This window comes from Wenzhouxiangella indolica, assembly GCF_042310355.1.
Classification (GTDB): domain Bacteria; phylum Pseudomonadota; class Gammaproteobacteria; order Xanthomonadales; family Wenzhouxiangellaceae; genus Wenzhouxiangella.
Window position 1 is genome coordinate 36,348 of the sequence record NZ_JBHJMR010000002.1, and the last position, 22,049, is coordinate 58,396.

Annotated in this window: 19 protein-coding genes and 1 tRNA gene; 13 read left to right on the forward strand and 7 right to left on the reverse strand. The window is 66.2% G+C overall.

Going from position 1 to position 22,049, the window contains the following annotated elements; translation table 11 throughout:
- The first annotated feature begins 6 nt into the window (after window positions 1–6).
- On the forward strand, window positions 7–1,095 hold the full coding sequence (locus ACDC67_RS03450; RefSeq protein ID WP_376690633.1) for an efflux RND transporter periplasmic adaptor subunit: 1,089 nt from the start codon (window positions 7–9) through the stop codon (window positions 1,093–1,095).
- A gap of 9 nt (window positions 1,096–1,104) precedes the next feature.
- Here ACDC67_RS03450 and ACDC67_RS03455 read toward each other — a convergent pair whose 3' ends face one another.
- Window positions 1,105–2,568 (reverse strand): winged helix-turn-helix domain-containing protein, encoded by a 1,464-nt coding sequence (locus tag ACDC67_RS03455; RefSeq protein ID WP_376690635.1) that lies wholly within the window; start codon window positions 2,566–2,568, stop codon window positions 1,105–1,107.
- A 171-nt stretch (window positions 2,569–2,739) separates the two neighbouring features.
- Here ACDC67_RS03455 and ACDC67_RS03460 point away from each other — a divergent pair, with 171 nt between their 5' ends.
- Both ACDC67_RS03460 and ACDC67_RS03465 read left to right on the forward strand, forming a co-directional pair.
- On the forward strand, window positions 2,740–3,219 hold the full coding sequence (locus ACDC67_RS03460) for a DUF4398 domain-containing protein (protein ID WP_376690636.1): 480 nt from the start codon (window positions 2,740–2,742) through the stop codon (window positions 3,217–3,219).
- Window positions 3,216–4,280 carry an OmpA family protein gene (locus ACDC67_RS03465; RefSeq protein WP_376690638.1) on the forward strand — a complete coding sequence of 355 codons (1,065 nt, stop codon included), beginning with the start codon at window positions 3,216–3,218 and terminating at the stop codon, window positions 4,278–4,280. The genes ACDC67_RS03460 and ACDC67_RS03465 overlap by 4 nt, the downstream gene beginning before the upstream one ends.
- 97 nt (window positions 4,281–4,377) lie before the next feature.
- Here the strand turns inward: ACDC67_RS03465 and ACDC67_RS03470 are convergent, their stop codons facing one another.
- The 3 genes from ACDC67_RS03470 to ACDC67_RS03480 all read right to left on the reverse strand — a co-directional run bounded on the left by ACDC67_RS03470 (window position 4,378) and on the right by ACDC67_RS03480 (window position 8,475).
- On the reverse strand, window positions 4,378–5,418 hold the full coding sequence (locus tag ACDC67_RS03470; RefSeq protein ID WP_376690639.1) for a TIGR00341 family protein: 1,041 nt from the start codon (window positions 5,416–5,418) through the stop codon (window positions 4,378–4,380).
- 264 nt (window positions 5,419–5,682) lie between these two features.
- Window positions 5,683–6,888, reverse strand: a complete 1,206-nt coding sequence (locus ACDC67_RS03475) for a right-handed parallel beta-helix repeat-containing protein (RefSeq protein ID WP_376690641.1) — start codon at window positions 6,886–6,888, stop codon at window positions 5,683–5,685.
- 453 nt (window positions 6,889–7,341) lie between these two features.
- Window positions 7,342–8,475, reverse strand: a complete 1,134-nt coding sequence (locus ACDC67_RS03480; RefSeq protein WP_376690643.1) for an alanine racemase — start codon at window positions 8,473–8,475, stop codon at window positions 7,342–7,344.
- 217 nt (window positions 8,476–8,692) lie between these two features.
- Between ACDC67_RS03480 and ACDC67_RS03485 the strand changes: the two genes are divergently transcribed.
- The 5 genes from ACDC67_RS03485 to ACDC67_RS03505 all read left to right on the forward strand — a co-directional run bounded on the left by ACDC67_RS03485 (window position 8,693) and on the right by ACDC67_RS03505 (window position 15,364).
- Window positions 8,693–10,405 carry a diguanylate cyclase gene (locus tag ACDC67_RS03485; RefSeq protein WP_376690645.1) on the forward strand — a complete coding sequence of 571 codons (1,713 nt, stop codon included), beginning with the start codon at window positions 8,693–8,695 and terminating at the stop codon, window positions 10,403–10,405.
- Window positions 10,406–10,511: 106 nt separating this feature from the next.
- Window positions 10,512–11,081: a CIA30 family protein gene (locus ACDC67_RS03490; protein WP_376690647.1), complete on the forward strand. Its 570-nt coding sequence runs from the start codon at window positions 10,512–10,514 to the stop codon at window positions 11,079–11,081.
- Between the two features lie 51 nt (window positions 11,082–11,132).
- Window positions 11,133–13,835, forward strand: coding sequence for a phosphoenolpyruvate carboxylase (ppc, locus tag ACDC67_RS03495; RefSeq protein ID WP_376690649.1), 2,703 nt, complete (start codon window positions 11,133–11,135; stop codon window positions 13,833–13,835).
- A gap of 96 nt (window positions 13,836–13,931) precedes the next feature.
- Window positions 13,932–14,007: transfer RNA gene (locus ACDC67_RS03500), tRNA-Thr, on the forward strand.
- Between the two features lie 166 nt (window positions 14,008–14,173).
- Complete coding sequence (locus ACDC67_RS03505; RefSeq protein WP_376690650.1) at window positions 14,174–15,364, forward strand: GGDEF domain-containing protein; 1,191 nt, start codon at window positions 14,174–14,176, stop codon at window positions 15,362–15,364.
- 34 nt (window positions 15,365–15,398) lie between these two features.
- On the opposite strand, the gene ACDC67_RS03510 is transcribed toward ACDC67_RS03505, so the two are convergent.
- Together ACDC67_RS03510 and ACDC67_RS03515 are read right to left on the reverse strand one after the other, a co-directional pair.
- The gene (locus tag ACDC67_RS03510) at window positions 15,399–15,998 is read right to left on the reverse strand and encodes a YceI family protein (protein ID WP_376690651.1); all 600 of its coding nucleotides are present in this window, start codon (window positions 15,996–15,998) and stop codon (window positions 15,399–15,401) included.
- On the reverse strand, window positions 15,995–16,720 hold the full coding sequence (locus tag ACDC67_RS03515) for a CDP-alcohol phosphatidyltransferase family protein (RefSeq protein ID WP_376690653.1): 726 nt from the start codon (window positions 16,718–16,720) through the stop codon (window positions 15,995–15,997). The genes ACDC67_RS03510 and ACDC67_RS03515 overlap by 4 nt, the downstream gene beginning before the upstream one ends.
- A gap of 125 nt (window positions 16,721–16,845) precedes the next feature.
- Here ACDC67_RS03515 and ACDC67_RS03520 point away from each other — a divergent pair, with 125 nt between their 5' ends.
- From ACDC67_RS03520 to ACDC67_RS03540, 5 genes are read left to right on the forward strand one after another with little or no spacing between them, the layout of a single operon-like run.
- The gene (locus ACDC67_RS03520; RefSeq protein ID WP_376690655.1) at window positions 16,846–17,820 is read left to right on the forward strand and encodes a zinc-dependent alcohol dehydrogenase; all 975 of its coding nucleotides are present in this window, start codon (window positions 16,846–16,848) and stop codon (window positions 17,818–17,820) included.
- A 33-nt stretch (window positions 17,821–17,853) separates the two neighbouring features.
- Window positions 17,854–18,252: a 6-pyruvoyl trahydropterin synthase family protein gene (locus ACDC67_RS03525; RefSeq protein WP_376690656.1), complete on the forward strand. Its 399-nt coding sequence runs from the start codon at window positions 17,854–17,856 to the stop codon at window positions 18,250–18,252.
- On the forward strand, window positions 18,249–19,325 hold the full coding sequence (locus ACDC67_RS03530) for a glycosyltransferase family 4 protein (RefSeq protein WP_376690658.1): 1,077 nt from the start codon (window positions 18,249–18,251) through the stop codon (window positions 19,323–19,325). Before ACDC67_RS03525 ends, ACDC67_RS03530 begins: the two co-directional genes overlap by 4 nt.
- The gene (locus ACDC67_RS03535; RefSeq protein WP_376690660.1) at window positions 19,322–20,191 is read left to right on the forward strand and encodes a class I SAM-dependent methyltransferase; all 870 of its coding nucleotides are present in this window, start codon (window positions 19,322–19,324) and stop codon (window positions 20,189–20,191) included. Before ACDC67_RS03530 ends, ACDC67_RS03535 begins: the two co-directional genes overlap by 4 nt.
- Window positions 20,188–21,129 carry a lysylphosphatidylglycerol synthase transmembrane domain-containing protein gene (locus ACDC67_RS03540; RefSeq protein WP_376690662.1) on the forward strand — a complete coding sequence of 314 codons (942 nt, stop codon included), beginning with the start codon at window positions 20,188–20,190 and terminating at the stop codon, window positions 21,127–21,129. Before ACDC67_RS03535 ends, ACDC67_RS03540 begins: the two co-directional genes overlap by 4 nt.
- Here the strand turns inward: ACDC67_RS03540 and ACDC67_RS03545 are convergent.
- A complete protein-coding gene (locus tag ACDC67_RS03545; protein ID WP_376690663.1) occupies window positions 21,121–22,038 on the reverse strand; it encodes a RibD family protein in 918 nt (305 codons plus the stop codon). The two genes, ACDC67_RS03540 and ACDC67_RS03545, sit on opposite strands and share 9 nt — an antisense overlap.
- Window positions 22,039–22,049: the final 11 nt, after the last annotated feature.

The following is a 22,049-nucleotide window of genomic DNA, read 5'->3' on the forward strand; positions in this document are numbered from 1 at the left end:
TACGAAATGAATTTCATGCAACGCTTTACCCATGTCATTTTCCTTGTGCCGGCAGCCCTGGCCCTGGCCGGGTCAGCCCTGGCCGCCGAACGGTCCGTGGTTTCGGTCGTGCCGGTCGAGTCCGACGAGGTCAGTCCCACCCTGATGGTCACCGGCACGGTGCAGAGTCGCCACGATTCGGCGGTCTCGGCGGGTATCGCCGGGGCACTGACCTGGGTGGCCGAGCCCGGCACGTGGGTCGCGCAAGGCGAGGCGGTCGCGCGCCTTGACGATCGCCCATTTGAACTGGCGGTGCGGGAACTGGAAGCACGTCTGAACAAGAAGCACATCGAGATTCGCCGCCTCGAGAAGGATCTCGACCGCTACCGCCGCTTGCAGGAGCAACAGTCGATCTCGGCACGCGAAGTCGACTCGCTCGAAGCCGATCTGGGGATGGCGCGCTCGGACGCCGAGCTGCTCGAGGTGGAAATCGACCGGGCCCGCCAGGACCTGGCGAGGACCCGCATCGCCGCGCCCTTCGACGGCATGGTGACCAGGCGATTCCAGCAGCAGGGTGAGAGCGTGTCGGCCACGCAGCCGGTGGCGAAACTGGTCAGCACTGAAGCGCTCGAGATCCGTTTCCACGGGCCGCTGGCCCACAGTGCGCTGCCGGCCGCATTGGGCGCGTTGCGCGTTCACTGGGGTTCGGGCAGCGCCGAGATGGTCGTGCGAGCCACGGTTCCGGTCAGCGACGAGCAGTCGCAGAGCTTCCTGGGCTTTCTCAGCGTGCCCGAGTCGATGGCTTCGCAGTTCCGGATCGGCCAGCTGATCAGCGTGGCCGTGCCCACGGCCCTGCCGTCGCAGCAGTTCATCGTGCCGCGCGACGCACTGGTGCTGGGCGAGAAGCAGATCCGGGTGTTCGTGCTCGACGATGAAGGCCGGGCGCGTGCGATTCCCGTTGAAGTCAGCGCCGATCACGGTGATTACGTCGGCGTGGCGGGTTCGCTCGCCGCCGGACAGCGGGTGATCGTGCGCGGCGCGGAATCGATTCGTAGCGGCGATCTCGTGACCGTCTTGTCGCAGGAAGAGTTTCCGGTGACGACGCTGAACAGTTAGGCGCTATGGTCAGTCGGAGCCAGGCTTCGATTCGCCTTCCCGCTGCGGCAGGCGATCGAGCAATTGTGCGAAGCGCGGATCGTTGCGCAGGGGCAGGTAGTGGGGATCGACGTTGACCAGCAGGATCTGGGGCTGGCGTTCGCTCACCGCTTCGTCGAGCCAGCGGAAGGCCTCGTCGGTCCGCCCCGCGACCACCGCGTAGCGTGCCCAGGCGATGGGCGGACGATGGTGTCCCACGTTCGCTTCGAACCGGTCATCCAGCATCCGCCCGAACAGGGCTTCAATGCCTTGCTGCCGATACAGCCGGGTATATTCGCCGATACGTTCTTCCGCGATACCGGCCTCGCGCATGAGGATGACGAGTTGGTCGAATGCCATTGCGTCGTCGTCGAGAAGAAGGCCAAGGCGATGCAGCATCCTGCCGTAGTGGCCGGATTCCGATTCGGAGTTCATCAGGCGCCGGGTCTCGGCCACCGCCCGCTCGAATTCGCCGCGCATCGTGTAGACAAAACTCATGTTGATAAAGCGATACCAGGCCGGGTCAGCCTCGCGCATGCGCTGGAGGACTTGCTCTGAGCGTTCGAATTCGCCCAGCGACAGCAGGAATTCGCTGTAGGGCAGGTAGTTCTGCGGATCGTCGGGCGCCAGTTCGATCGCGCGCTGGTAGGCTTGCTCGGCCGCCTGCAGATCCCAGTCGGCCAGCCAGTACAGCTCGGCCTTGCGCAGCCAGGCCCCTGCGTTGTCGGGATCGATCTCCAGCACGCGGTCGAGCAGGGCGTGGACCTCTTCTGCGTAGAGCTCGATGTCGAGGAAGCCGTTGAGCGCGCTCAGGCGCAGCTTGGCCGCGGCGATGCCGAGGTAGGCTTCGGCATCGCCGGGGCTTTGCTCGAGCACTTCCCTGAAGCCCGAAATGGCCTGGCGAAGGGCTTCGGGCTCGTTTTCGGCCAGGCGCTCCTCGGCCCGTTCCAGCATCTGGCCGATCTCGGCGCTGGCTTGACTCGACGGCGGCGAAGAAGGCTCCGGGGAGGGGCGCTGGCTGACCCACCAGCTGCCTACGGCGGCCACCAGCAGTCCGGCGCCGACGATGCCGGATGACAGCCACCAGCCCATTCGCGATCCGGCGGCTGAATAGGGCCGATCCGGCTCGACGGAGACGCGCCGTGTTTCCGGCAGCCAGATATAGCCCGTACCGGTCACGGTGCGGATGTAGTTCGGTGAAGCGGCGCGGTCACCGAGTGTCCGCCTGAGTTTGCTCACCGCCACCGACAGGCTGTCTTCGTTGACGATGCGCCCCGGCCAGATCTCTTCCATCAGCCAGGTCTTGGTCAGCACTTGTCCCGGTCGCCGACAGAACGCGTGCAGCAGGTCGGAAACCTTCTGCTCGAGAATCACGTCTTCGTCGCCCAGCCGCAGCCGGCCCTCGTGTGGGGCGAAAGTCGCGTGCTCAAAGCTGTATCGAACGGGCTTGTCCATCGGATGGCAGGCGGCCTGGCGGTGCGGGCGATCGCGTCAATGCATAAGGAAGTAATGATAGTGCAGTGCTGCTTGTCATTTCGCCTGGCATTAGCCCATTGCGCCCCTGCTATGTTCGCCGGCGTACATTCACTCTGCGCGAAACACTCCAGAATGACTCGGAAAGTGAGCATGCCCGCTGAGAGCATGCATCGCACTACGGTGATGAAGCCGAAATTTTTCGTCAGTGACGGCCATTCACCGAGTGTCCATACCGGGAGAGAACCGATGAATAGAATACTGAATGGCGGACTGATTGGCTTGCTGGCGTTGTTCCTGACCGCCTGCGCCACCCAGCCACCTGTTCCCAACGATCAACTCGCCGTGGCGCGAAACGCCATCGATTACGCCGTGGAAATGGGCGCGCGTGATCACGCCCCCGGTGACCTGCAGCAGGCTCGCGAGCATCTCGCGGAGGCAGAAAGGGCGATCGAACAAGGCGAGAACAAGATTGCCCGCCAGCTTGCCCTGGAAGCCGAGAAGATGGCGCGGCTGGCAGACCGGAAGTCTCGGTCCGCCCGAAGTCGTCGCCAGGTGGAACAACTCGAGGATACCGTCGAAGCATTGCGCGATGAAATCACCCGTGCCCGTGTGCAAGGAGGCTCGTCATGAAACGCATCAATCTCAAATTACCTTTTGTATTGTTGATGGTCGTTGCAGTGCTTGCCGCTTGCGCGACCACGCCGCAGCGGTTGTCTGAACTGGAGCGTGCCGAAGCCTCGGTCGAGGCCCTGGTTTCCGATCCCCAGGTCCGCCGTTTTGCCCCGGGCGAAATGCAGGAAGCCGAAACACTGCTCGACCGGGCCCGGGATCAGTGGCGCGAAGGCGCCGATCGGTCCGATGTATTGCACCTGGCACAGTTGACGGAAACCCAGGTCGGCATTGCGCGCGAATCGGCGGAGCTCAGTCGACTCGAGGCGCGCGCCGATGAACTGAGTAACCAGCGCGAAGTGTTGAGCCTGGAGGCGCGTGCTGCGCGGGCCGAGCGGGAAGCGCAGCGGCTCGAATCGGAGCAGTCTCGTGCCGAGGCCGAGGCCGCACGCTCGGAAGCCCGGCGCATGGCGGAAGCCGCCCGGCGGGCCAGGGCCGAGCAGGATGCCCGCGTAGCCGAGATGGCGCGTCGGGAGGAGGCACAACAGCGCGAGATGGCGCAGAGCGAAGCCGAGGATGAGCGCCGACAGCGCATGGCGGCCGAACGGCGGACGCAGGAGCTCGAAGAAGAAGCCCGGCGCATGCGCGAGCAGGCCGATCGGCTGCAGGCACAGATCTCCGATCTGGAAGCGCGGCCTACCGAGCGTGGACTGGTGCTGACACTGGGCACCGATGTCCTGTTCGACCTCGACAAGTACGAGTTGCGTGAAGGTGCCGAGCGCACGATCGAGCGCATCGCGGAGTTCCTCATGGAATACGAGGATCGAAAGGTGCGGGTCGAAGGGTTTACCGACTCGACCGGCGCGCGCGACTACAACCTGCGCCTGTCGGAGCGACGCGCCAATTCGGTTCGTGATGCACTGGTTGAACGTGGTGTGGACGCCGATCGCGTTCGGACTCGCGGCTACGGGCTGGACTACCCGGTTGCCACCAATGGAACGCAGGCCGGCCGCCAACTCAATCGTCGCGTTGAAGTCATCATCTCCGACGATGACGAGGATGTGCCGGCGCGCACAGAGTAGGCAGAACCGACTAATCTTGTGGTGCCCGCGGCCCCCCCCGCGGGCGCTTTGGGGCTTGTTGGAATGGATCCGGCGGCCAGGTAGTCGGCCACTCAGTTTACGGGCCTTGTTCCGAGACAGGCGTTTCGAGCTGCAGGTTGTAGTAGATAAAGCCGGCGGCCAGGGCCGCGAGGATCACGATCCACAGCACCATGAAGATCGTGGCGGATCGCTTGGCACGACTTTTCTCCCACCACTTGCGCGGGGTGACGCCGCGGCTGAGGAAAACCGTCATGGCGGCCACGTTGACCGCCGCGATATTGGTGCTGTAGAGCAGCGCGGCGCCGGCCGCGCCTTGCCAGTTGCCGGAGCCGGCCAGCAGGGCCGCCACCAACAGCGGTGGCAGCAGTGCGACGGCGACCATCACGCCGACCAGGGCCGCGGCGATGCCGCTGGTTGTCGCCAGCGCCCCGGCCCCGCCGGCGGCCAGCGCCAGGATCAGGTCGAGATGGTTGATGCGAGTTCGGCTGGCGATCTCCGGCAAGGCCGGGTCGACCTTGAGCGCCCATCCGCAGATCACGCCCAGCAAGGCGGCAAGCGTCACGCCGCTCATGCCGGTCTTGACGGCACGGATCCCGAGGTCCCGATCGGCCAGGGTCGCGGCAAGCGCCAGGGCCATGTTCGGGCCGAGCAGGGGGGCGATCACCATGGCGCCGACAATTACCGCCACGTTGCCCTGGATCAGCCCCACGGCGGCGACCACAGAGGAGAACAGCACCATCAACATGTACTCGGCATCGAGCTTCGCGTTCTTGCCGATTCGAGTGTGTAGTTCGATGCGGCTGAGTCGATTGGTCTCTTCCCGTTCCGCTTTCTCGCGCTCGGGCTCCGATTCCTCGTCGCGTTCGGGTGGGGGCGGCAGGGTCGCCTCGACCGCGTAGACGTTCATGCGGATCTCGTCGTAGCGTTCGCTGAGGGATTCGAACTTGTCGAGAAAGGATTCAACCTGACCCTGGCGCACCAGCACGCGCAGCACGGCACGTTCGCCGTTGTCGCTGGCGAGGCTCTCGGTCGCCACGGGATCCAGCGCATCGATTCTCTCTTTCAGGCCGGCCAGCCGGTCGGCGGGCACGGCAAGTTCGATCAGGCGCGTTGCCATAAGATGCCTTCGATCTAGAATTTTCGATTATGCATGAGCAATGCCCCGCATGTACCGGGTCTTGCTTGCGTGAATCGACTATAAGGCCTGGAGGGTCACGCTGTCAGGCTTCATGGTCTGGACCGGACGACCACGAGAATTGAGGCGCCGGTGGACCCCGTAATAATCTAGCTTCGAGCAAACCCAGATCCGGCAATCGCGAGTGTTATCAGGAAGATGATCGTCGCCTCGGTCATTTGAAACGAGAACTTGGCCACTTTATACCTACTGGAACCGGTCGTTGAAGATCCGCTGCAGCGTGCCCTCGGACAGGTAGTTGCCGAAGTCGACCCAGTCGGATGCCTCGTTGCCCTGGCCCTCCGGATTGTTCTCGGCATGGTAAGGTCCGCTGCCTGCGCCCCACCAGTTGAATCGTGCATTGATGGTGATCGAGTCGGTATCGTTCTGAATGCCCAGAGCGCTGTTGCGGTGAATGTCATTGGCGTTGTCCATGGAGCCGCCGACGAGGGGGTTGGCGGAACTCACGGCAAGGATGCCGACTTCGTTGCCGCGGATATCATTGCGGAAGATCTCGGGCACGCTTTCTGCGCCACCAAGGTAGATACCGCGAAGTGCATTGTCGTAGATGCGGTTGTCGGTAATGGTCGGGCTGCTCTGGGACAGATAGATGCCGTTGTTGCCGTTGCCGCGTATGGTGTTGCCCGCGATCGTGAGCGCGCCTGGAGTGTTCTGGACGTAGATGCCGTGATATCCGCTGTTCTCGACGGCGTTCTCATCAATCGTGACGGTGTCGGCATTGGTAATCGAAGTAAGGTAGATGCCGGAGTTTCCACTCGCTCTTATGCTGTTGCCGCTTATTGTGGCGCGGGTGTTATCGCGACCGTGAATACCGAAGGTGGCCGCGCCGATGATCGAGTTGCCGGTGATCGTGACGTTGCCGGAAGCATCCCGCAGGTAAACGGCCTGGTACTGAGCGGTGCCATCGATCAGGTTGTTCTCGATGGCATGTGCGCTATCTGTATCGAATAGAACGATGGCGCGCCGGTCGCTGTGGCGGATTACGGATCGGGTCACTGTAAGTGTCCCGCTGCCGGCCTTGTGGATGGCGCCGGGTTCGTTGTACTGGTAGTAGCGGCCCGCATAGCGCACTTCAACGCGGTCGAGCAGGGCACTGCCGCCGTCGCGCACGTAGATCCCCTGCCACCAGGGTACGCCGGGCACGGTACCGCCTCCATCCCCATTGCTGTCCCCACCAACGCTGTCATCGCGGATATCCGTGAAGTAGACGGCATCCTGCTCGGAGCCCTGTACATCCAGGCTGCCCCGAACATTGAGGAACTTGCCGTAGTCGAATTTGACGACAACGCCGGGTGAGATGGTCAATGTGACATCCGGTTCCACCGTGATCGAATCGACGACGTGATAGACGGGGTCGGACCAGGTGGTGTCGACCGAAATGGATCCGCTCACATCGATCGCTCCGAACGCAGCCCGGGTCACCAGCACTGAAAACACCAGCAGGCTGAGCCCGCAACTCGAAGAAATCCGCATCTTGCCTTCCCCTTTTGGTTGGTGGAGCCTGGCTATGTATATAAGCAGCTTCTTATTGGACGGGTTTTGATCCTGGTCAAGTGCTAGTGGGCCATGCGGTTAATTAGGTAACACTCAGCCGCCGCACAAGCGCTGTGGCAGGGCAGGCGTAGCCGTTGCCCGTGTTCCGCTCGCTTGAATTGGCGATGGCCAGTCCTGCGCTCGCGCGCCTTGCCCACAACGCTTGTGCGACGGCTGAGTGTTACCTAATTAGCCGCATGGCCCACTAGACGTGGACTGCTCCGCCAGACGGCTTGCAGCTGAATCGGATGTTGTTGGCGACGGCCGAAAGAGCTTGACTACTGGTATCAGTGAGCGGCGATACGCATCATTTCACCAGCCTCGACATCGGGTCAGGCATTCAATCGGCTCATCATCCGAGTGCAACAACCACATGTGTTCGAACTGCCCGGCGGTGGCGCAGGCGTGATTGGGCAGGACGCGCAAGCGTCGGCCAATCGGGAAGTCCGTGAGGTCCAGCGGTTCGCCACTGCGGCGCGCGATGATGCCGTGCTCCTGGTTGGTGGCCTGCACGATCAGTTCCGGTTCTAGCACCCGGCCGGATTCGTCGCAAACTACCCCGTATCCCCGGTCGACGGCCTGGTCTGCGGTGCCACGGTCGCGCGAGAGCGCCATCCAGCCGGCATCGACGATGACCTGGCCGTGGGTTTTGCGATGTCCGATAACCTCGGTCAATACGGAGATCGCGATGTCGTCGATCGTGCACACGCCCAGCCCGGCCATGACCAGGTCCATGAAGGCGTAGACGCCGGCACGGACCTCGGTGACGCCGGTGAGGTTCTCGGCGAACATCGCGGTCGGTGTCGACCCCACGCTGACGATCGGCGCTTCAAGGCCGGCTGCCCGCAGCGTTTGGGCGGCGACGACGGCCGCATCGCGTTCCTGCCTGGCCATGCGCACCAGACAGTCGCGATCGCGGCAGGCGTAGGAGCCGCCGGCGTGCACCATGACGCCGGCCGCTAACGCGCCGCCGCTTTCAAGGATGCGGGCGCTGTCGACCAGTGCCGCGTCATCGGGCTGGAAACCGGCCCGGTGCCCGTCGGCGTCGACTTCCAGCAGCACCTGGAACTGGGTGTCGTAGCGTGATGCCGCGTCGGCCACGGCGCGGGCCGCGTCGGTATGGTCGAGGATCAGGGTCAGCTTCATGCCGTCGGCAATCCGGCGCGCGGCACCGGCGAGTTTGCCCGGCGCGATGCCTACCGCATAGAGCAGGTCATCGATGCCGTCGGCGAAGAAGTAGTCGGCCTCGGCCAGCGTCGACACGGTTGCGCCACCGGCGTGGCCGGCCATCATGCGCCGGGCGAGTTCGGGGTTCTTGACGGTTTTCAGGTGCGGGCGCAGCGGGACGCCGAGCCGGGCAAGCTGCCGGTTCATGCGCGCGGTGTTTCGCGCAAAGCGCTGGTTGTCGATCAGCAGGGCGGGTGTCTGGAGCCTGTCTTGTGTCATGGTCGCCTTCGCTCTGGGGGAACGGCCGCATGGAAATTCCTGGTCATTATCCGCTTCAGCCGGCGTACCCGGGGAAGCTCTGGAGAGATCGTACGGTAGCGGCTCCTACCCGCGGTTCACGCACGAATCTTGCCGGTTGCCCGGAAACTCGCTGAATCAGACTGACGCGAGTTAAGATGTTGCATGAGGCATGAATATTTCAGCGCCAGAGCGACGAATGCGGATTTCCCCGAAATTGCTGGAACAGGCGTTGGAGCGTTCGCACGATGCCGTCACGATCTTCGAGGGCCGCGCGGCAGCGTCGGCGCCCACGATCGTCTATGTCAACCGCGCCTTCGAAGTGATGACAGGCTTCGATCGCAATGACGTGCTCGGCCGTGCACCCGGGTTCCTGCAGGGGGAGCGCACGGATGCGTCGGTTGTCGAGGCCATCGATTCGGCAATCTCGGCCAATCGATCGTTCTCCGGTGAGTCCTGGTTCTACCGCAACAACGGCGAGCCGTTTCTCATGTGCTGGGCGCTCGATCCGGTCGAGTCCGACGACGACGTGCAATATTTCGTGGCCGTGCAGCAGGACGTGACCGAGCGGCGCAAGCGGCGCCGGCGGCGGGAGGACCTCGAACGGGTCGTGGCGCTGCAAAGGGAGGTCGTTACCGGCGGCCTCGACCTGCAACGGGTTCGACAGAAGATTGTCGAGGCCGCATTCCAGATCAGCGGCGCGGATGCCGCCGTGGTCGAGGAAGCCGAAGGCGATGAGATGGTCTACCGGGCCGTGGCCGGAAAAGCCGAGGGGTCGCTCGGGATGCGCATTCCGGTCGAAGGCAGCCTTTCGGGCCGCTGCTTCTTCGAGCGCGAGTTCTTGCGTACCGATGACACCAGTGACGACCCTCGAGTACACAGGGAAGCGGCGCTCAAGGTGGGCTTTGTCTCCGGAATGCTCGTGCCCCTGCTTCACGAGCAGCGCTGTTACGGCGTGCTCAAGGTCTACGCGTCGCGGCCGGCGGCCTTTTCCAACGATGACCGTCAATTGCTCGAGATCGCCTCGGGCATCCTGGCGGCGGCGCTGTTCAACGCCGCCAGCTTTGAGTCCGAGGTCAATCGCCGCATCATGCTGGTCGATGCCATCCCCATCCTGGTGTCGTATATCGATCGCGAACGGCGCTACCAGGAAGTCAACGCCGCATACGAGGACTGGTTCGACCTCGAGGCCAGCGATATCCGCGGCAAATTCATGTGGGAGGTCGTCGGCGATGCGGCCTACGAGACCATCCGCCCTAATCTCGATGCCGCCTTGAGCGGCGAAGAGGTGAGCTACGAGGCCGAGGTTCCCTACAGGGGTGCGGGTAACCGCACGGTCCTCGCCCAGTACCAGCCCAGTTTCGACGCGTCCGGCAATATCGGTGGCGTCTACGCCGTGGTGCGTGACCTCACGCCCGTCAAGCAGGCCGAGCAGGATTTTCTCACGGGGCTGTGGAACCGGCGCAAGTTCCAGGAACAGGCTGAGCACCTGCTCGCCAGGGCAGCACGCTATCCGCTGACTGTGTCCCTGATCCTGCTCGATATCGACTCCTTCAAGGCCGTCAACGATCAGCATGGTCACCTTGTGGGCGATGAGGTTCTGAAGGTTGTCGGCCGGCATCTCGGCGATACGGTTCGCGGCGTCGACGCAGTGGGCCGGTGGGGTGGAGAGGAATTTATCGTGCTCGTGCCCGAGACCGGCGCGGCCGAAGCGCATCAGCTGGCGGAGCGAATTCGCGGCGAGGTCGCCCGCCTGTCTTTCGACGGCGCCGAAGGTTTATCCGTGACCGTCAGCCTGGGCGTCGCCCAAGCCAGAAAAGAAGAGGCGCTGGAGCAGTTGCTCGAGCGCGCCGATGCTGCGATGTATCGGGCCAAGCGGGCCGGTCGAGACCGGGTGGTCGTGGCGGACTGAGCAAGGCTGGCTTGTCGAGAAGCGCCATGCGGTCTTCACGGTTGGGGCGCTAGAGTGTTGGCCCGTACCGAGAGCGCCAATCCCCGTGCCCCCCTACAGAAACCGGATGCTTCTGACCGTCCTGGCGACCGCGATCCTCTTGGCCACCGCCGCGGCTGCCGATGCCGATACCGACAGGAGCGATACGATGCAACTTCTCGATTTCGAACACGCCCGGTCCGGGGACTGGGAAGTGGTCAATGACGGCGTCATGGGAGGTCGCTCCAAAGGCCATGTGGAAATCGCCGACGGCGCGCTGCGCTTTCATGGCGAACTGGTTACCCGGGGCGGCGGTTTTACGTCGGTTCGCACATCGGCCCAAGTCGATCTATCGGGCTTCGATGGGCTCGAATTGCGGGTTCGCGGCAACGGCCGGACTTTCGAGCTCGAGATCAATGACGGCCAAGGCTACGGCCGGCGTACGGTTTCCCGCCGCGCAGCGTTTCCGACCGGGGAAGAGTGGCAGCTGGTGCGCGTGCCCTTCGAGGACTTGCGCGCGACGGTATTCGGACGGCAGGTCGACGTGCCGTCACTCGACGCTTCGGCGGTGGCGCGCATCGGGTTCTACATCGTTGACGGCATCGACGGGCCGTTCTGGCTCGAGGTGGATCGGGTGCGAGCCTACGCGCGGGACTGATCATCGGGCATTGTTTACCATAGGGGTCTTCCCCGAATCCCGATCTCCCAGATGAAACGCCAAGATATCGACTTTCCGACCGAGCATCAGCCCCTGCGCGACGACGTCAGCGAACTGGGGGCGATGATCGGCGAGCTGCTGCGTGAACAGTGCGGCGACGAACTGTTCGAGCGCGTGGAGACCGCCCGTTCGGCGGGCATCGCCCGGCGCGTGGGGGATGACGACGGAGAGACCCTGCTCGAGCAGTGCCGCGTCGACGATTCGGCCGAGGCCAGCGCGTTCGTGCGCGCGTTCGCCGCCTGGTTCAGGATGGTCAACCTGGCCGAGCAGGTGCACCGCATTCGGCGCCGGCGCGAGTACATGGCGGCCGGGGCGGGCGTGCAGCCGGATTCCCTGGCCGACGTGTTCGAAAGGCTTTCCGACGCGGGTCACGGCTGGGAAGCTGTCCGGGACCGGCTGAGCGACCTTTTGGTCGAGCCGGTGTTCACGGCCCATCCGACCGAGGCGACGCGGCGCTCGATCCTGGAAAAGGAGCAGCGCATGGCGCGCTACCTGGTCGAGCGGCTCGACCCGGGCCTGTCGAAGAATGCCGCCAACCGGCTGGTCGATCGCGTGCGAATGGAGCAGACGATTGCCTGGCAGACGGCCGAGCAGTCGCGCTCGCGCCCGAGCGTGGCCGACGAGGCCGAGCACGCTCACTACTACCTGGCCAACGTCCTCTACAGCGTCGCCCCCGTGCTGCACGAGAATCTGGCCGAGGCCGCCACGCGCGCCTGGGGCGTGGACCTGTGGCCGGGTGATCTGCCCTCGGTGCTGCAATTCGGCTCCTGGGTGGGCGGCGACATGGACGGCAATCCCAACGTCACCGACGAGACGGTGTTGGAGACCCTGACCGAACAGCGACGACAGGTCATTGGCAACTATCTCAAGGAGATTCGCGGCCTCAATCGGCTGCTCAGCCAGACCGACGGGCGTGCCGACATCAGCGCCGAGGTGCGCGAGCGCATCGCCGGGTATCGCAAGCTGCTGCCGCAGGAAGCCGAGGCCGTCCCGACCCGGCATGCCGATATGCCGTATCGCGAGTTGCTCTACCTGGTGGAGGCGCGCCTGAAGGCCACGCTGGGCGACGGCGAGGGCGGCTACGGGCACGTTGACGAGTTCGCCGGCGACCTCGAACTGATCGCCGACAGCCTCAAGGCCAACCGCGGGCGCCGCGCGGGCCTGTTTCCGGTCGAGCGGCTGATGCGCCGGGTCGATATCTTCGGCTTCCACCTCGCCGCGCTGGACCTGCGCATCGATTCCGGCGACCTGCACGAGGCCGTCGGTGAACTGATCGACGACCCCGACTGGCCCGAGCGCGGTCCTGAAGAGCGAACCCGATACCTGACCGGGGTTCTGGGGCGGGATGACGTTCCCGATGGACGAAAAGCCGGCGCCAGCCACCCGGTGAGCAAACTCCTTTCGGCCGCCGCCCGCGCCCACGAGAAGTTCGGTGCCCGCGCCATCAAGACCCTGATCATTTCGATGAGCCGCAACGCCGATGACATCCTGGCGGCTTGGTTCGTGGCGCGCGCAGCCGGCGTCGATCGCTACCGGCTCGACATCGTGCCCTTGTTCGAGACGGTCGACGACCTGATCGCCGCCGAGGGCGTGATGGAAGGCCTGCTCGAGCAGGACTTGTGGCGCAATCTGCTCGAGCGGCGCGACAACCGCCAGACCGTGATGCTCGGCTACTCCGATTCCAACAAGGACGGCGGCATGGTCGCCTCGCGCTGGTCGCTGCAGGACGCACAGCGCAAGCTGATGGCGCTGTTCGCCCGGCACGGCGTCAAGGTCACCTTCTTCCATGGCCGCGGCGGTACCGTCGGCCGCGGCGGCGGCAAGACCCCGCGCGCGGTGCTGGCCGCCCCGGTGGGCTCGGTGGGCGGGCGATTGCGCATGACCGAGCAGGGTGAAGTCATCCACCGCAAATACGGGCTGCGAACGATCGCCGTACGCAACCTGGAACAGGCCACGGGTGCGGTGATCCAGGCCGGTTTCCTCGAGCGCGATCCGGATAGCGAGGAAGGTCCCTGGCGCCGGGCCATGGCCCGCCTGGCCGAACTGTCGCGACAGGCCTATCGCGAGCTGGTCTACGGCGATGAGACGTTCAGCGACTACTTCCGCCTGGCCACGCCCATCGACGTGATCGAGCGCATGCGTATCGGCTCGCGCCCGGCCTCGCGCGCGAAGAAAACCGGCATTTCGGGCCTGCGCGCCATTCCCTGGGTGTTTGCCTGGGGCCAGTCGCGCCAGGGCCTTCCGGGCTGGTACGGGCTGGGCAGCGGATTGCAGCAGCTGATCGACGAAGTCGGTTTCGAGCAGGTCGAGGAGATGGCGCGCGAGTGGCTGTTTTTCTCCAATCTCCTTTCGGATGCCGAAATGGCGATGGCCAAGGCCGACATCGGCATCGGCCGCCACTATGCCGGCCTGGCCGGCGAACTGGGCGAGCGCTACTTCCCGACCATCGAGGCCGAATTTGCCCGCACCCGGGAGATGATCTGCCGCGTCAAGGGTCAGGATGCGCTGCTCGACCAGGACCCCACGCTCAAGCGCTCGATCCTGCTGCGCAATCCCTACGTCGACCCGATGAGCTTCACCCAGGTCGAACTGCTGGAGCGCTGGCGTGCCGGCGGATCGAAGGACGAGGCCCTCGAGCAGGCCCTGATCGACAGCGTCCACGGTATCGCCCAGGGGCTGCAGAACACCGGGTAGTGTTGCGTCCCGGCAGAGTCGCCGCGGCGACGATCCCGGCGGCCCGATCCGTAGCACGAGCGGTCCAGAATCGGTATAATCCCCCGCTTTGCCGGCGCCGGTGTAGCTCAGTAGGTAGAGCAACGCATTCGTAATGCGTGGGTCGGCGGTTCGACTCCGTCCACCGGCACCATTTTTAGAGGAAGCCCCGCAGCGATGCGGGGCTTTTTCGTATCTGGTCGCACCAGTCGAACCGACGAACATCACCATCGGTTCGGCATGCCCGAGCGACCTCGGGCCGCTTGCAGTCGACTGCGGGTTTGAGCATGATCGGGCCACTTCCGGACGGCATGCGTTTAATGATCCTTCCCAGTATCGATATCCCGACGCTCGCCGTGGCCCGGGCCATTATCCAGTTGACCCTGGCCGGGTTGGTGGTCTGGACGGGCAATCGTCAGGAGCAGCGATCGGGCACGCACTGGTGGGCATGGGGGCTTGCCCTGCATGGGCTGGGCCTGTTGATCTTTACCGTCATCATCGAACACGGCCTGCTCGACAGCCTGATGACGGCCGCCAACCACCTGAGCTTCGGCCTCAGCTCCGCGTGCATCCTGTTCGGGTTCTGGCGGTTTGCCGATCGACCGGTGCGCTGGTGGTTGATCGTGTTGATCATCGGTATTCCCGTCGTCAGCCTGTTGGCGTGGGAGTGGTGGTATCCAAACGCTCGCTGGCGGATCGTCACGACCGCCTCGGGCCAGGTGATCTTCCTGATCGCCCTGTTTGCCGTTCTGGCCAAACCTCCGCGACGGGAAATGGCCGGCATCTACGGCGCGCTCCGCTGGATCACCGGCGCCTACCTGCCTTTGCTCGTCTGGTCATACGGCAGTGCGATGGAACTGTTACCGACGACGGCCCGGATTCCTGCGGCCTACCACGGCGTCACGTTCAGTGTCGGCTCCATGCTGTTCATGCTTGCCCTGGCTGTCGGCTTTCTGGCTTTGCAGTATTCGCTGTTGGCGTGCCGGCACGCCGACCAGGCGCGCCGTGACTGGTTGACCGGCCTGCTCAATCGCCGGGGAATCATGGAGGTTGTCGAAGGCTGGGCCGATGACTACGGTCAGCGGCCGACGTTCAAGGTCATGGCCCTGGATATCGACCACTTCAAGTCGATCAACGACCGCTACGGACACGAAGTCGGCGATTTCGTGCTGGAACGGCTGGCCGGCGAACTGAACCGACAGGCCGGCCCCGACGCGGTCGTTGGACGGATGGGCGGCGAAGAATTCCTCGTGCTGTTGCCCGACAGCGACGAACAGGTGGTTTTTCGTCGAGCCGAAGGTCTGCGCCGGGCGATCGCCCGCTTTGGGGTCGAGCTGCCGGACGGCGTCATCCGCGCAACGGTCAGTATCGGTTACGCGGCCGGACGCCAGGGCGAATCCCTCGAAGCAGTGCTGCGGCGAGCCGATGCGGCGCTGTACCGGGCCAAGGAGCAGGGCAGAAACCGGGTCGTTGCCGCGGCGAGTGTCGATCGGCCAGCGGAAGGGGCCTGACGATAAGTTCGCGCCGCGCGCAGCGCCGCGCGCCTCAGTCCTGTTGCCGGATCGCCTCGAACTCGAAGATCAGTTCGACTTCGTCACCGACGAGACCGTCCTCGACGCCGTAGCTCATGCCCCACTCGCTGCGCTCGATCGTGGTTCGCGCGGAGATGCCGAGCGTGTGCTGCCCATGTCCGAAGGGATAAGGTGCGGACTTGTTGACCGTGACCTGCAGCGACACCGGACGGGTTTGGCCGAGCAAGCTCAGTTCACCCTCGAGCGTGCCGGAACTGTCGTCGTCGGGAATCCACTCGGTCGCTTCGAAGCGGATGGTTGCGTGGGTGGACGCGTTGAGGAAATCGTCGCCGCGAAGATGATCGTCACGGCGCTCGTGATTGGTGAACACGCTATCGGCCCGGACGATGACCTCGCCTTCGTTCAGTTCGTTCGCGGCCTCGTCATAGACGAATCGGCCTTCCGCCTCGAGGAACTGGCCGAGGGTGTCGGCGTAGCCGATGTGGTCGACCATGAAGCCGATCGAGAAGTGGTCTTCGTCGATCTCGTAGCTCGCCGGTTCGGCGACGGCGGCGGTGGTCAGGCCGGCCAGCAGCGCGGCGAAGGTGATATGAATCGTCGATGGCAGGTTCATGTTGCCCTCCGTGGGGATGGTCCCGTTGTCTTGCGTTTGCGGTACAGCCACCGGATATCGATGGCGAAGGAGATGCCCAGCGCCAGCAGGGCAGCAGCCAGCAGGGTCAACCGCAGCGCATCGGGCAGGAAGGGAAGCAGGGCGACCGGCAGCGCACCGACCTGGACGACGCAGACGAGCTTGCGGCGCCAGCGCTCGGGAAGCGGTTGCGAAAGCCAGGGCCACGCCAGGCCTGCGGCGACGAAGACCGGGCGCATCAGTCCGATCGCCAGCACCCAGGCCGGCGCCTGACCGGACAGCCACAGGCCGGCGCATAGCACCAGGATCAGCGCGGCGTCGGTTTCCATGTCGAAGCGCGCGCCGAAGTCGCTGGTCGCGGCCAGGCGCCGGGCCACCCAGCCGTCCAGGCCGTCGGCCGCCAGGGCCGCCAGGGTCAGGCCCACGATCCACCCGGCGCGCTCGACATACAGGCCCGGATCGAGCAGGGCGCCGGCCAGTGCGCATACGATCGTCGCGCGCACGAGAGTCACGCGATCGGCCCAGCCCAGGCGGAGCCTGTCGGTCGTGGCCAGAAAGAGAATGGCCCAGAGCAGGGCGTAGGCGAGCAGGGCGGCGGCAAGCAGGCTTGTCGTCGCGGCCGGGATGCCGGCAAGGAAGAAGGTGAACGCTGCGGTGACCAGGGCGCCGCCGGCCAGGTCGGTCAGGATGATCGGTGTACGCATCGACGTTCGCCCTCGCTGGGGAAGTCTGATTGATTATGCTCGCATATTCGAGCTGCTGCCGGCGTCAACATTGCCCTCACTGCGGTATCGTGATGATGTTGCCATGCAGGTACTGACGCTTACTCATGACTGAAACCGCACGCGCCTTCTGGACCGTCGACCCTGGCCGCGGCGAGATCCTTAGCGAGACCCTGCCGGTCCTGGCCGACGGCTGTGTTCGCGTGCGCACGCTGCACTCCGGCGTCAGCCGCGGCACCGAGGCGCTGGTCTTCAACGGCCGCGTACCGGCATCGGAATACCGTCGCATGCGCGCGCCGTTCCAGCAGGGCGATTTCCCGGCCCCGGTCAAGTACGGCTATTGCGCGGTCGGCTTGGTCGAGGAAGGGCCGGATCGGCTGCTCGGCCGCGAGGTTTTCTGCCTGCACCCGCACCAGGATCGCTTTGTCGTGCCGGCCGAGGCCGTGATGCCGTTACCCGAGGGGCTGCCGGCGACTCGCGCAGTGCTGGCCGCCAACATGGAAACCGCGCTCAACGGCGCCTGGGATGCGCGAATCGGTCCCGGCGACCGTCTTGCCGTGGTCGGTGGTGGCGTGGTCGGCTGCCTCGTTGCGTGGCTGGCCGGGCGTATACCCGGCACCGAGGTGACCCTGATCGACCTGCAGCCCGACCGATCGAAAGTGGCCGAGGCCCTGGGCGTGGGTTTCGCCATGCCGGAGGCGGCGCGCGGCGACTGCGACCTGGTGGTGCATGCAAGCGGCAGTGAATCGGGGCTGGCAACGGCGCTCGGCCTGGCCGGCAACCAGGCGCGGGTGGTCGAGATGAGCTGGTACGGCGACGATCACCCGGCCGTGCCCCTGGGCGAGGCTTTCCATTCGCGCCGACTGTCGCTGGTTGCCAGCCAGGTCGGCCAGTTGCCGCCCGACAGGCAGCCGCGTTGGGATCACCGGCGCCGCCTGGAAACCGCGCTGGCGCTGTTGACCGATCCCGCGCTCGATTGCCTGGTTTCGGGTTCGAGCGCTTTCGAATCGCTACCCGACGACCTGCCCAGATTGCTCACCCGATCGGGCGAGGTGTTGTGCCACCGCATCGACTACGACTGACCCGCTAAACGTTCAAAGCCCGAGGAATCCAGGATGTACACACTGACCGTTCGCGATCACTTCATGATCGCCCACAGCTTCAGCGGCGAGATCTTCGGTCCCGCACAGAAGTTGCACGGCGCCACCTACGTGGTCGACGCCAGCTTCATGCGGCCCGAGCTCGACGACGACGACCTGGTCGTCGATATCGGGCTGGCCGGCGAGGTGCTCGGGGGGATCCTGTCGGAGTTCAATTTCGAAAACCTCGACGAGCTCGCACAGTTCAAGGGGCGCAACACCACGACGGAGTTCATGGCCCGCGTGGTCTTCGACCGCCTGGCGGCAGCCATCGCCGAGGGGCGCCTGGGTCCGACCGGGCCGGGCCTGACGCGTCTGAAAGTCGAACTCAGCGAGTCCCACCTGGCCCGTGCCAGCTACGAGGCCGACATTTGAGCGATCGCCTGATGGTCATCGTGCCCGGTGATCCGGGCCAGCGCACCGGCGGCTATCTCTACGATGCCCGCATCGTCGACGCGCTGCGCGCGCTGGGATGGTCGGTCGAGGTGATTGGGCTCGAGGGGCGTTTTCCCGATGCCGACGAGACGGCCCGAAGGGCCATGGGAAGGGCCCTGGCAGCCGCCGCGGACGGCCAGGCCGTGGTCATCGACGGGTTGGCGCTCGGCGGCGCACCCGAGGCGGTCTCCGCAGAGGCGAGGCGCCTCGATCTTACCGCCCTGGTGCACCATCCCCTGGCCGATGAAACCGGGCTGAGCCCGGCTTTGCGCGAACGGCTGTTGGAGAGCGAGGCGCGCGCGCTAGCGACCTGCCGCCGGGTCATCGTGACCAGCCCGTTCACCGCGCGGCGCCTGGGCGAGCTGGGTCTGGATGCACGTCGACCCGCCGTGGTCGAGCCGGGCGTCGAGCCGGCTTCACTGGCCGGACCGGTCGCCGATCGGCTGGCCGGCCGCGAGCCCGGCGGGCGCGAAACACTGCTCTGCGTGGCCAGCCTGACGCCGCGCAAGGGCCAGGACATGCTGGTGCAGGCGCTGGCCGCGCTGGCCGACCGCGACTGGCACTGCGTGCTCGTCGGCTCGACGCGCCGTGACGCCGAGTTCGCCGGGCGGGTGGGCCGTGCCATCGACGGGGCCGGCCTGGGCGCGCGGATCGAATGCGTCGGGGAGTGCGGGGAACGGGCCCTGTCGGCCGAGTACCACCGCGCGGGCCTGTGCCTGCTGCCCTCGCATTACGAGGGTTACGGCATGGTTGTTTCCGAAGCCCTGGCGCGCGGCCTTCCGATGATCACGACCACCGGCGGCGCGCTGGCCGATACCGCGCCCGCCGACTGCTGCCTTCGGTGCGCGCCGGGTGATGTCGAAGGATTTCGTGCGGCCTTGCAGAGCTGGTTCGATGATGGCGGGCTTCGCCAGCGCCTCACGCGCGCGGCGGTCGCCCGGCGCAATGGGTTGCGCGACTGGCCTGCGGCGGGAAGCGCGTTCTCGGCGGCGTTGCGGGAGGCGCCGGCATGATGCCGGACGCGGATTCACGATTCGACGGCGACTGGCTGGCGCTGCGCGAGGCGGCCGACCACGCCGCGCGCTCGGACGAGCTCGCCGGTCTAGTGGCTGAGCGCCTTGGGAGCCGCGTGCCGCTGCGCGTCCTCGACCTCGGCGCCGGCACGGGCAGCAACCTGCGCTGGCTGGCTCCCCGACTGCCCGGGCCGCAGGACTGGCTGCTGCTCGACCACGACGCGCAACTGCTCGATCGCGCACACGCCCTGGCCGCCCCGGTTTCACTCGACGATCGCCCGATCCGGGTCGCGACCCGATGCGCGGACCTCGCCGAACTGTCGCCCGAGCTTTTCGAGGGGGTCGACCTGGTGACCGCCTCGGCCCTGTTCGACCTGGTCTCGGCGTTGTGGCTGGAGCAGCTGGCCGCCCGGATCGCTCAGATCGCCGAGCGTGGCGCGGCGGCCCTGTTTGCGCTCACCGTCGACGGCCGGCGCGGTTTCGTGGACGCCGACGGTCGGGCGCTGATCGATGAGGAAGATCGCTGGATGGTCCGGCAGTTCAATGCCCACCAGCTTCGCGCCAAGGGACTGGGCAGGGCGCTGGGGCCGGCCGCCGCAGCGGCGCTGCCCGAAGCGCTGACTGCGGCCGGCTTGCGGGTCTTCACCGAGCGCGCCGACTGGCGACTGGCAGCGGGTGAGCCTCAAACCGGGCCATTGGCCGCGGCCCTGATCAACGACTGGGCGAAGGCCGCACGAGAGCAGTCGCCCGAATCGTCGGCGCGGGTGGCGGCCTGGCGCGATCGTCGCCTGGCCGGGCTCGAGGCGGGACGAATCGGTCTTTGCGTCGGGCATGTCGACGTTCTGGCCCTGCCGGAGGTGCCGTGAGAGAAAAGCGCCGGCCGGGTCCCACGCTGCGCTGGGCGATCAGCCTGGCGGTGCTCGCCGCACTTTTTTGGTGGCTCGATCCCGCGCGGGTGGCGGCCCAGGTCACGGCCCTGTCGCCGGGCTGGCTGGCAGCCGCCCTGGCGGTCACGGTCGTCCAGGTGTTGTTGTCGGCCTGGCGCTGGCGGTTCACCGCGGGCCGGCTGGGCCTGGCGCTGTCTCGAACGCGGGCGCTGGCCGACTACTACCTGGCGATGTTCGTCAACCAGGTCCTGCCCGGCGGCATGCTGGGCGACGCCCTGCGGGCGCATCGCCACGCGCACCACAGCGGCGCGGTCGGACCGGCCTGGCGGGCGGTCTTGATCGAGCGCTTCTCCGGCCAGCTCGTCGTCGCGCTGGGCACCGTCGGCGTGCTGTTGCTGATGCCGGCCTGGCGCGAGGTGCTGGTCGCTCTTCGGCCCGAGCGTGTCGGCGCCTGGTTGGCGCCGGTGGCAGTAATCGGGCTGTCGGCCGTCGTCGTCTACGGTGCCACGCGGCGCTTTCCCCAGGCCTGGCGCGATCTTCGCGCCGACCTGCATCGGGCCCTGCTGGCGCCGTCGGCCTGGCCGCGGCAGCTCGCGGCTTCGCTGGCGGTGGTGTGCAGCTATGCGCTGGTGTTTGCCCTGGCCGCGCGCGGCATCGGTGTCGGTCTCGACTTTGCCGTGCTGCTGGCCGTCGGCCTGCCGATCCTGCTGGCCATGCTGATTCCCTTTTCGGTGGCCGGCTGGGGTTTCCGCGAGGCGGCCGCCGCAGCCGTGTGGCTGGCGCTGGGCCTGCCGGGCGAACAGGGCGTGGCGGTGGCGATGACCTACGGTGCGGTCAACCTGGTCGCGGCGCTGCCGGGGGCGGTCGTGCTGGCCCGGCGCCCGCCGGGCGCGCCGACTTGCCGGCAGTCAGGCTGAAGGCTCGCGCAGGATGACGTCGACCAGCAGTTCGTCCTCGAGCCGGAAACTGCGGATGCGCGGACGGCGGGCTTCGTCGAGACGATCGATGGCGGGCAGGTCGATGCCGTTGCGGCCCGAGCCGATGATCAGCGGGGCGATCAGCAGCTGCAGGCGGTCTAGTGCGCCGGCGTGCAGGAAACGCGAGATCGTGTCGGCGCCGCCCTCGATGAGGATGCGCCGCAGGCCGCGGGATTCCAGCGCTGCGAGCAGGTCCGCGGGCGCGAAGCCGCCGTTGGCGAGTGTCAGCCGGATGCGCTCGACGTGGTCCGGCGCGGCGGCGGGCCGGGCCTCCGGGCCGACCAGGTGGAGCACGCTCACGGGATTGTCCTCGGCATCGAAAAGCGGCCCGCTGCAGGGCACGCGGCCGGCGGGGTCGATTATTACCCGCACAGGGTCGCTGCCGTCAACGTGCCGCACGGTCAGCCGCGGTTGGTCGGCAATGGCGGTGCCGGCGCCGATGACCACGGCATCGACCAGTGCGCGCAGGCGGTGCAGATGGGTCAGCGCGGCCGGGCCGTTGATGTAGTGGGAATGGCCGCTGCGCGTGGCGATTCGCCCGTCCAGGCTTTGCCCGAGCTGGGCGACGACCATCCGCGGCTCGGTAACCAGGGGGGCCAGGGCATCGAGGGTGGCACGGGCGTGTTCGTCGAGCGCGGCCTCGCTGTGCCAGCGGCCCGAGCGTTCCAGGGTCAGCTCGCCGCCGCGAAGCGTGGTCGGCCAGCGATCGATCCCGCCCCAGTCCTGATTCCGGGCCCTCAGCAGCAGTTGCCAGATGTCATCGCCGTCCCCATCTTCCCGACGAGCATCGCCTCCGGCGGGCGGCAGTTCACACAATCGAGCCCCGCGTCGCTTAGATTCTGTGCTCATGGGAAGGCATA

Bases quoted from the DNA above. Each gene is read 5' to 3' on its own strand.
- ACDC67_RS03450 (WP_376690633.1), top strand. From the start codon at position 7: ATGAATTTCATGCAACGCTTTACCCATGTCATTTTCCTTGTGCCGGCA.
- ACDC67_RS03455 (WP_376690635.1), bottom strand. From the start codon at position 2,568: ATGGACAAGCCCGTTCGATACAGCTTTGAGCACGCGACTTTCGCCCCA.
- ACDC67_RS03460 (WP_376690636.1), top strand. From the start codon at position 2,740: ATGCCCGCTGAGAGCATGCATCGCACTACGGTGATGAAGCCGAAATTT.
- ACDC67_RS03465 (WP_376690638.1), top strand. From the start codon at position 3,216: ATGAAACGCATCAATCTCAAATTACCTTTTGTATTGTTGATGGTCGTT.
- ACDC67_RS03470 (WP_376690639.1), bottom strand. From the start codon at position 5,418: ATGGCAACGCGCCTGATCGAACTTGCCGTGCCCGCCGACCGGCTGGCC.
- ACDC67_RS03480 (WP_376690643.1), bottom strand. From the start codon at position 8,475: ATGACACAAGACAGGCTCCAGACACCCGCCCTGCTGATCGACAACCAG.
- ACDC67_RS03485 (WP_376690645.1), top strand. From the start codon at position 8,693: ATGCGGATTTCCCCGAAATTGCTGGAACAGGCGTTGGAGCGTTCGCAC.
- ACDC67_RS03490 (WP_376690647.1), top strand. From the start codon at position 10,512: ATGCTTCTGACCGTCCTGGCGACCGCGATCCTCTTGGCCACCGCCGCG.
- ppc (WP_376690649.1), top strand. From the start codon at position 11,133: ATGAAACGCCAAGATATCGACTTTCCGACCGAGCATCAGCCCCTGCGC.
- ACDC67_RS03505 (WP_376690650.1), top strand. From the start codon at position 14,174: ATGATCCTTCCCAGTATCGATATCCCGACGCTCGCCGTGGCCCGGGCC.
- ACDC67_RS03510 (WP_376690651.1), bottom strand. From the start codon at position 15,998: ATGAACCTGCCATCGACGATTCATATCACCTTCGCCGCGCTGCTGGCC.
- ACDC67_RS03515 (WP_376690653.1), bottom strand. From the start codon at position 16,720: ATGCGTACACCGATCATCCTGACCGACCTGGCCGGCGGCGCCCTGGTC.
- ACDC67_RS03520 (WP_376690655.1), top strand. From the start codon at position 16,846: ATGACTGAAACCGCACGCGCCTTCTGGACCGTCGACCCTGGCCGCGGC.
- ACDC67_RS03525 (WP_376690656.1), top strand. From the start codon at position 17,854: ATGTACACACTGACCGTTCGCGATCACTTCATGATCGCCCACAGCTTC.
- ACDC67_RS03535 (WP_376690660.1), top strand. From the start codon at position 19,322: ATGATGCCGGACGCGGATTCACGATTCGACGGCGACTGGCTGGCGCTG.
- ACDC67_RS03545 (WP_376690663.1), bottom strand. From the start codon at position 22,038: ATGAGCACAGAATCTAAGCGACGCGGGGCTCGATTGTGTGAACTGCCG.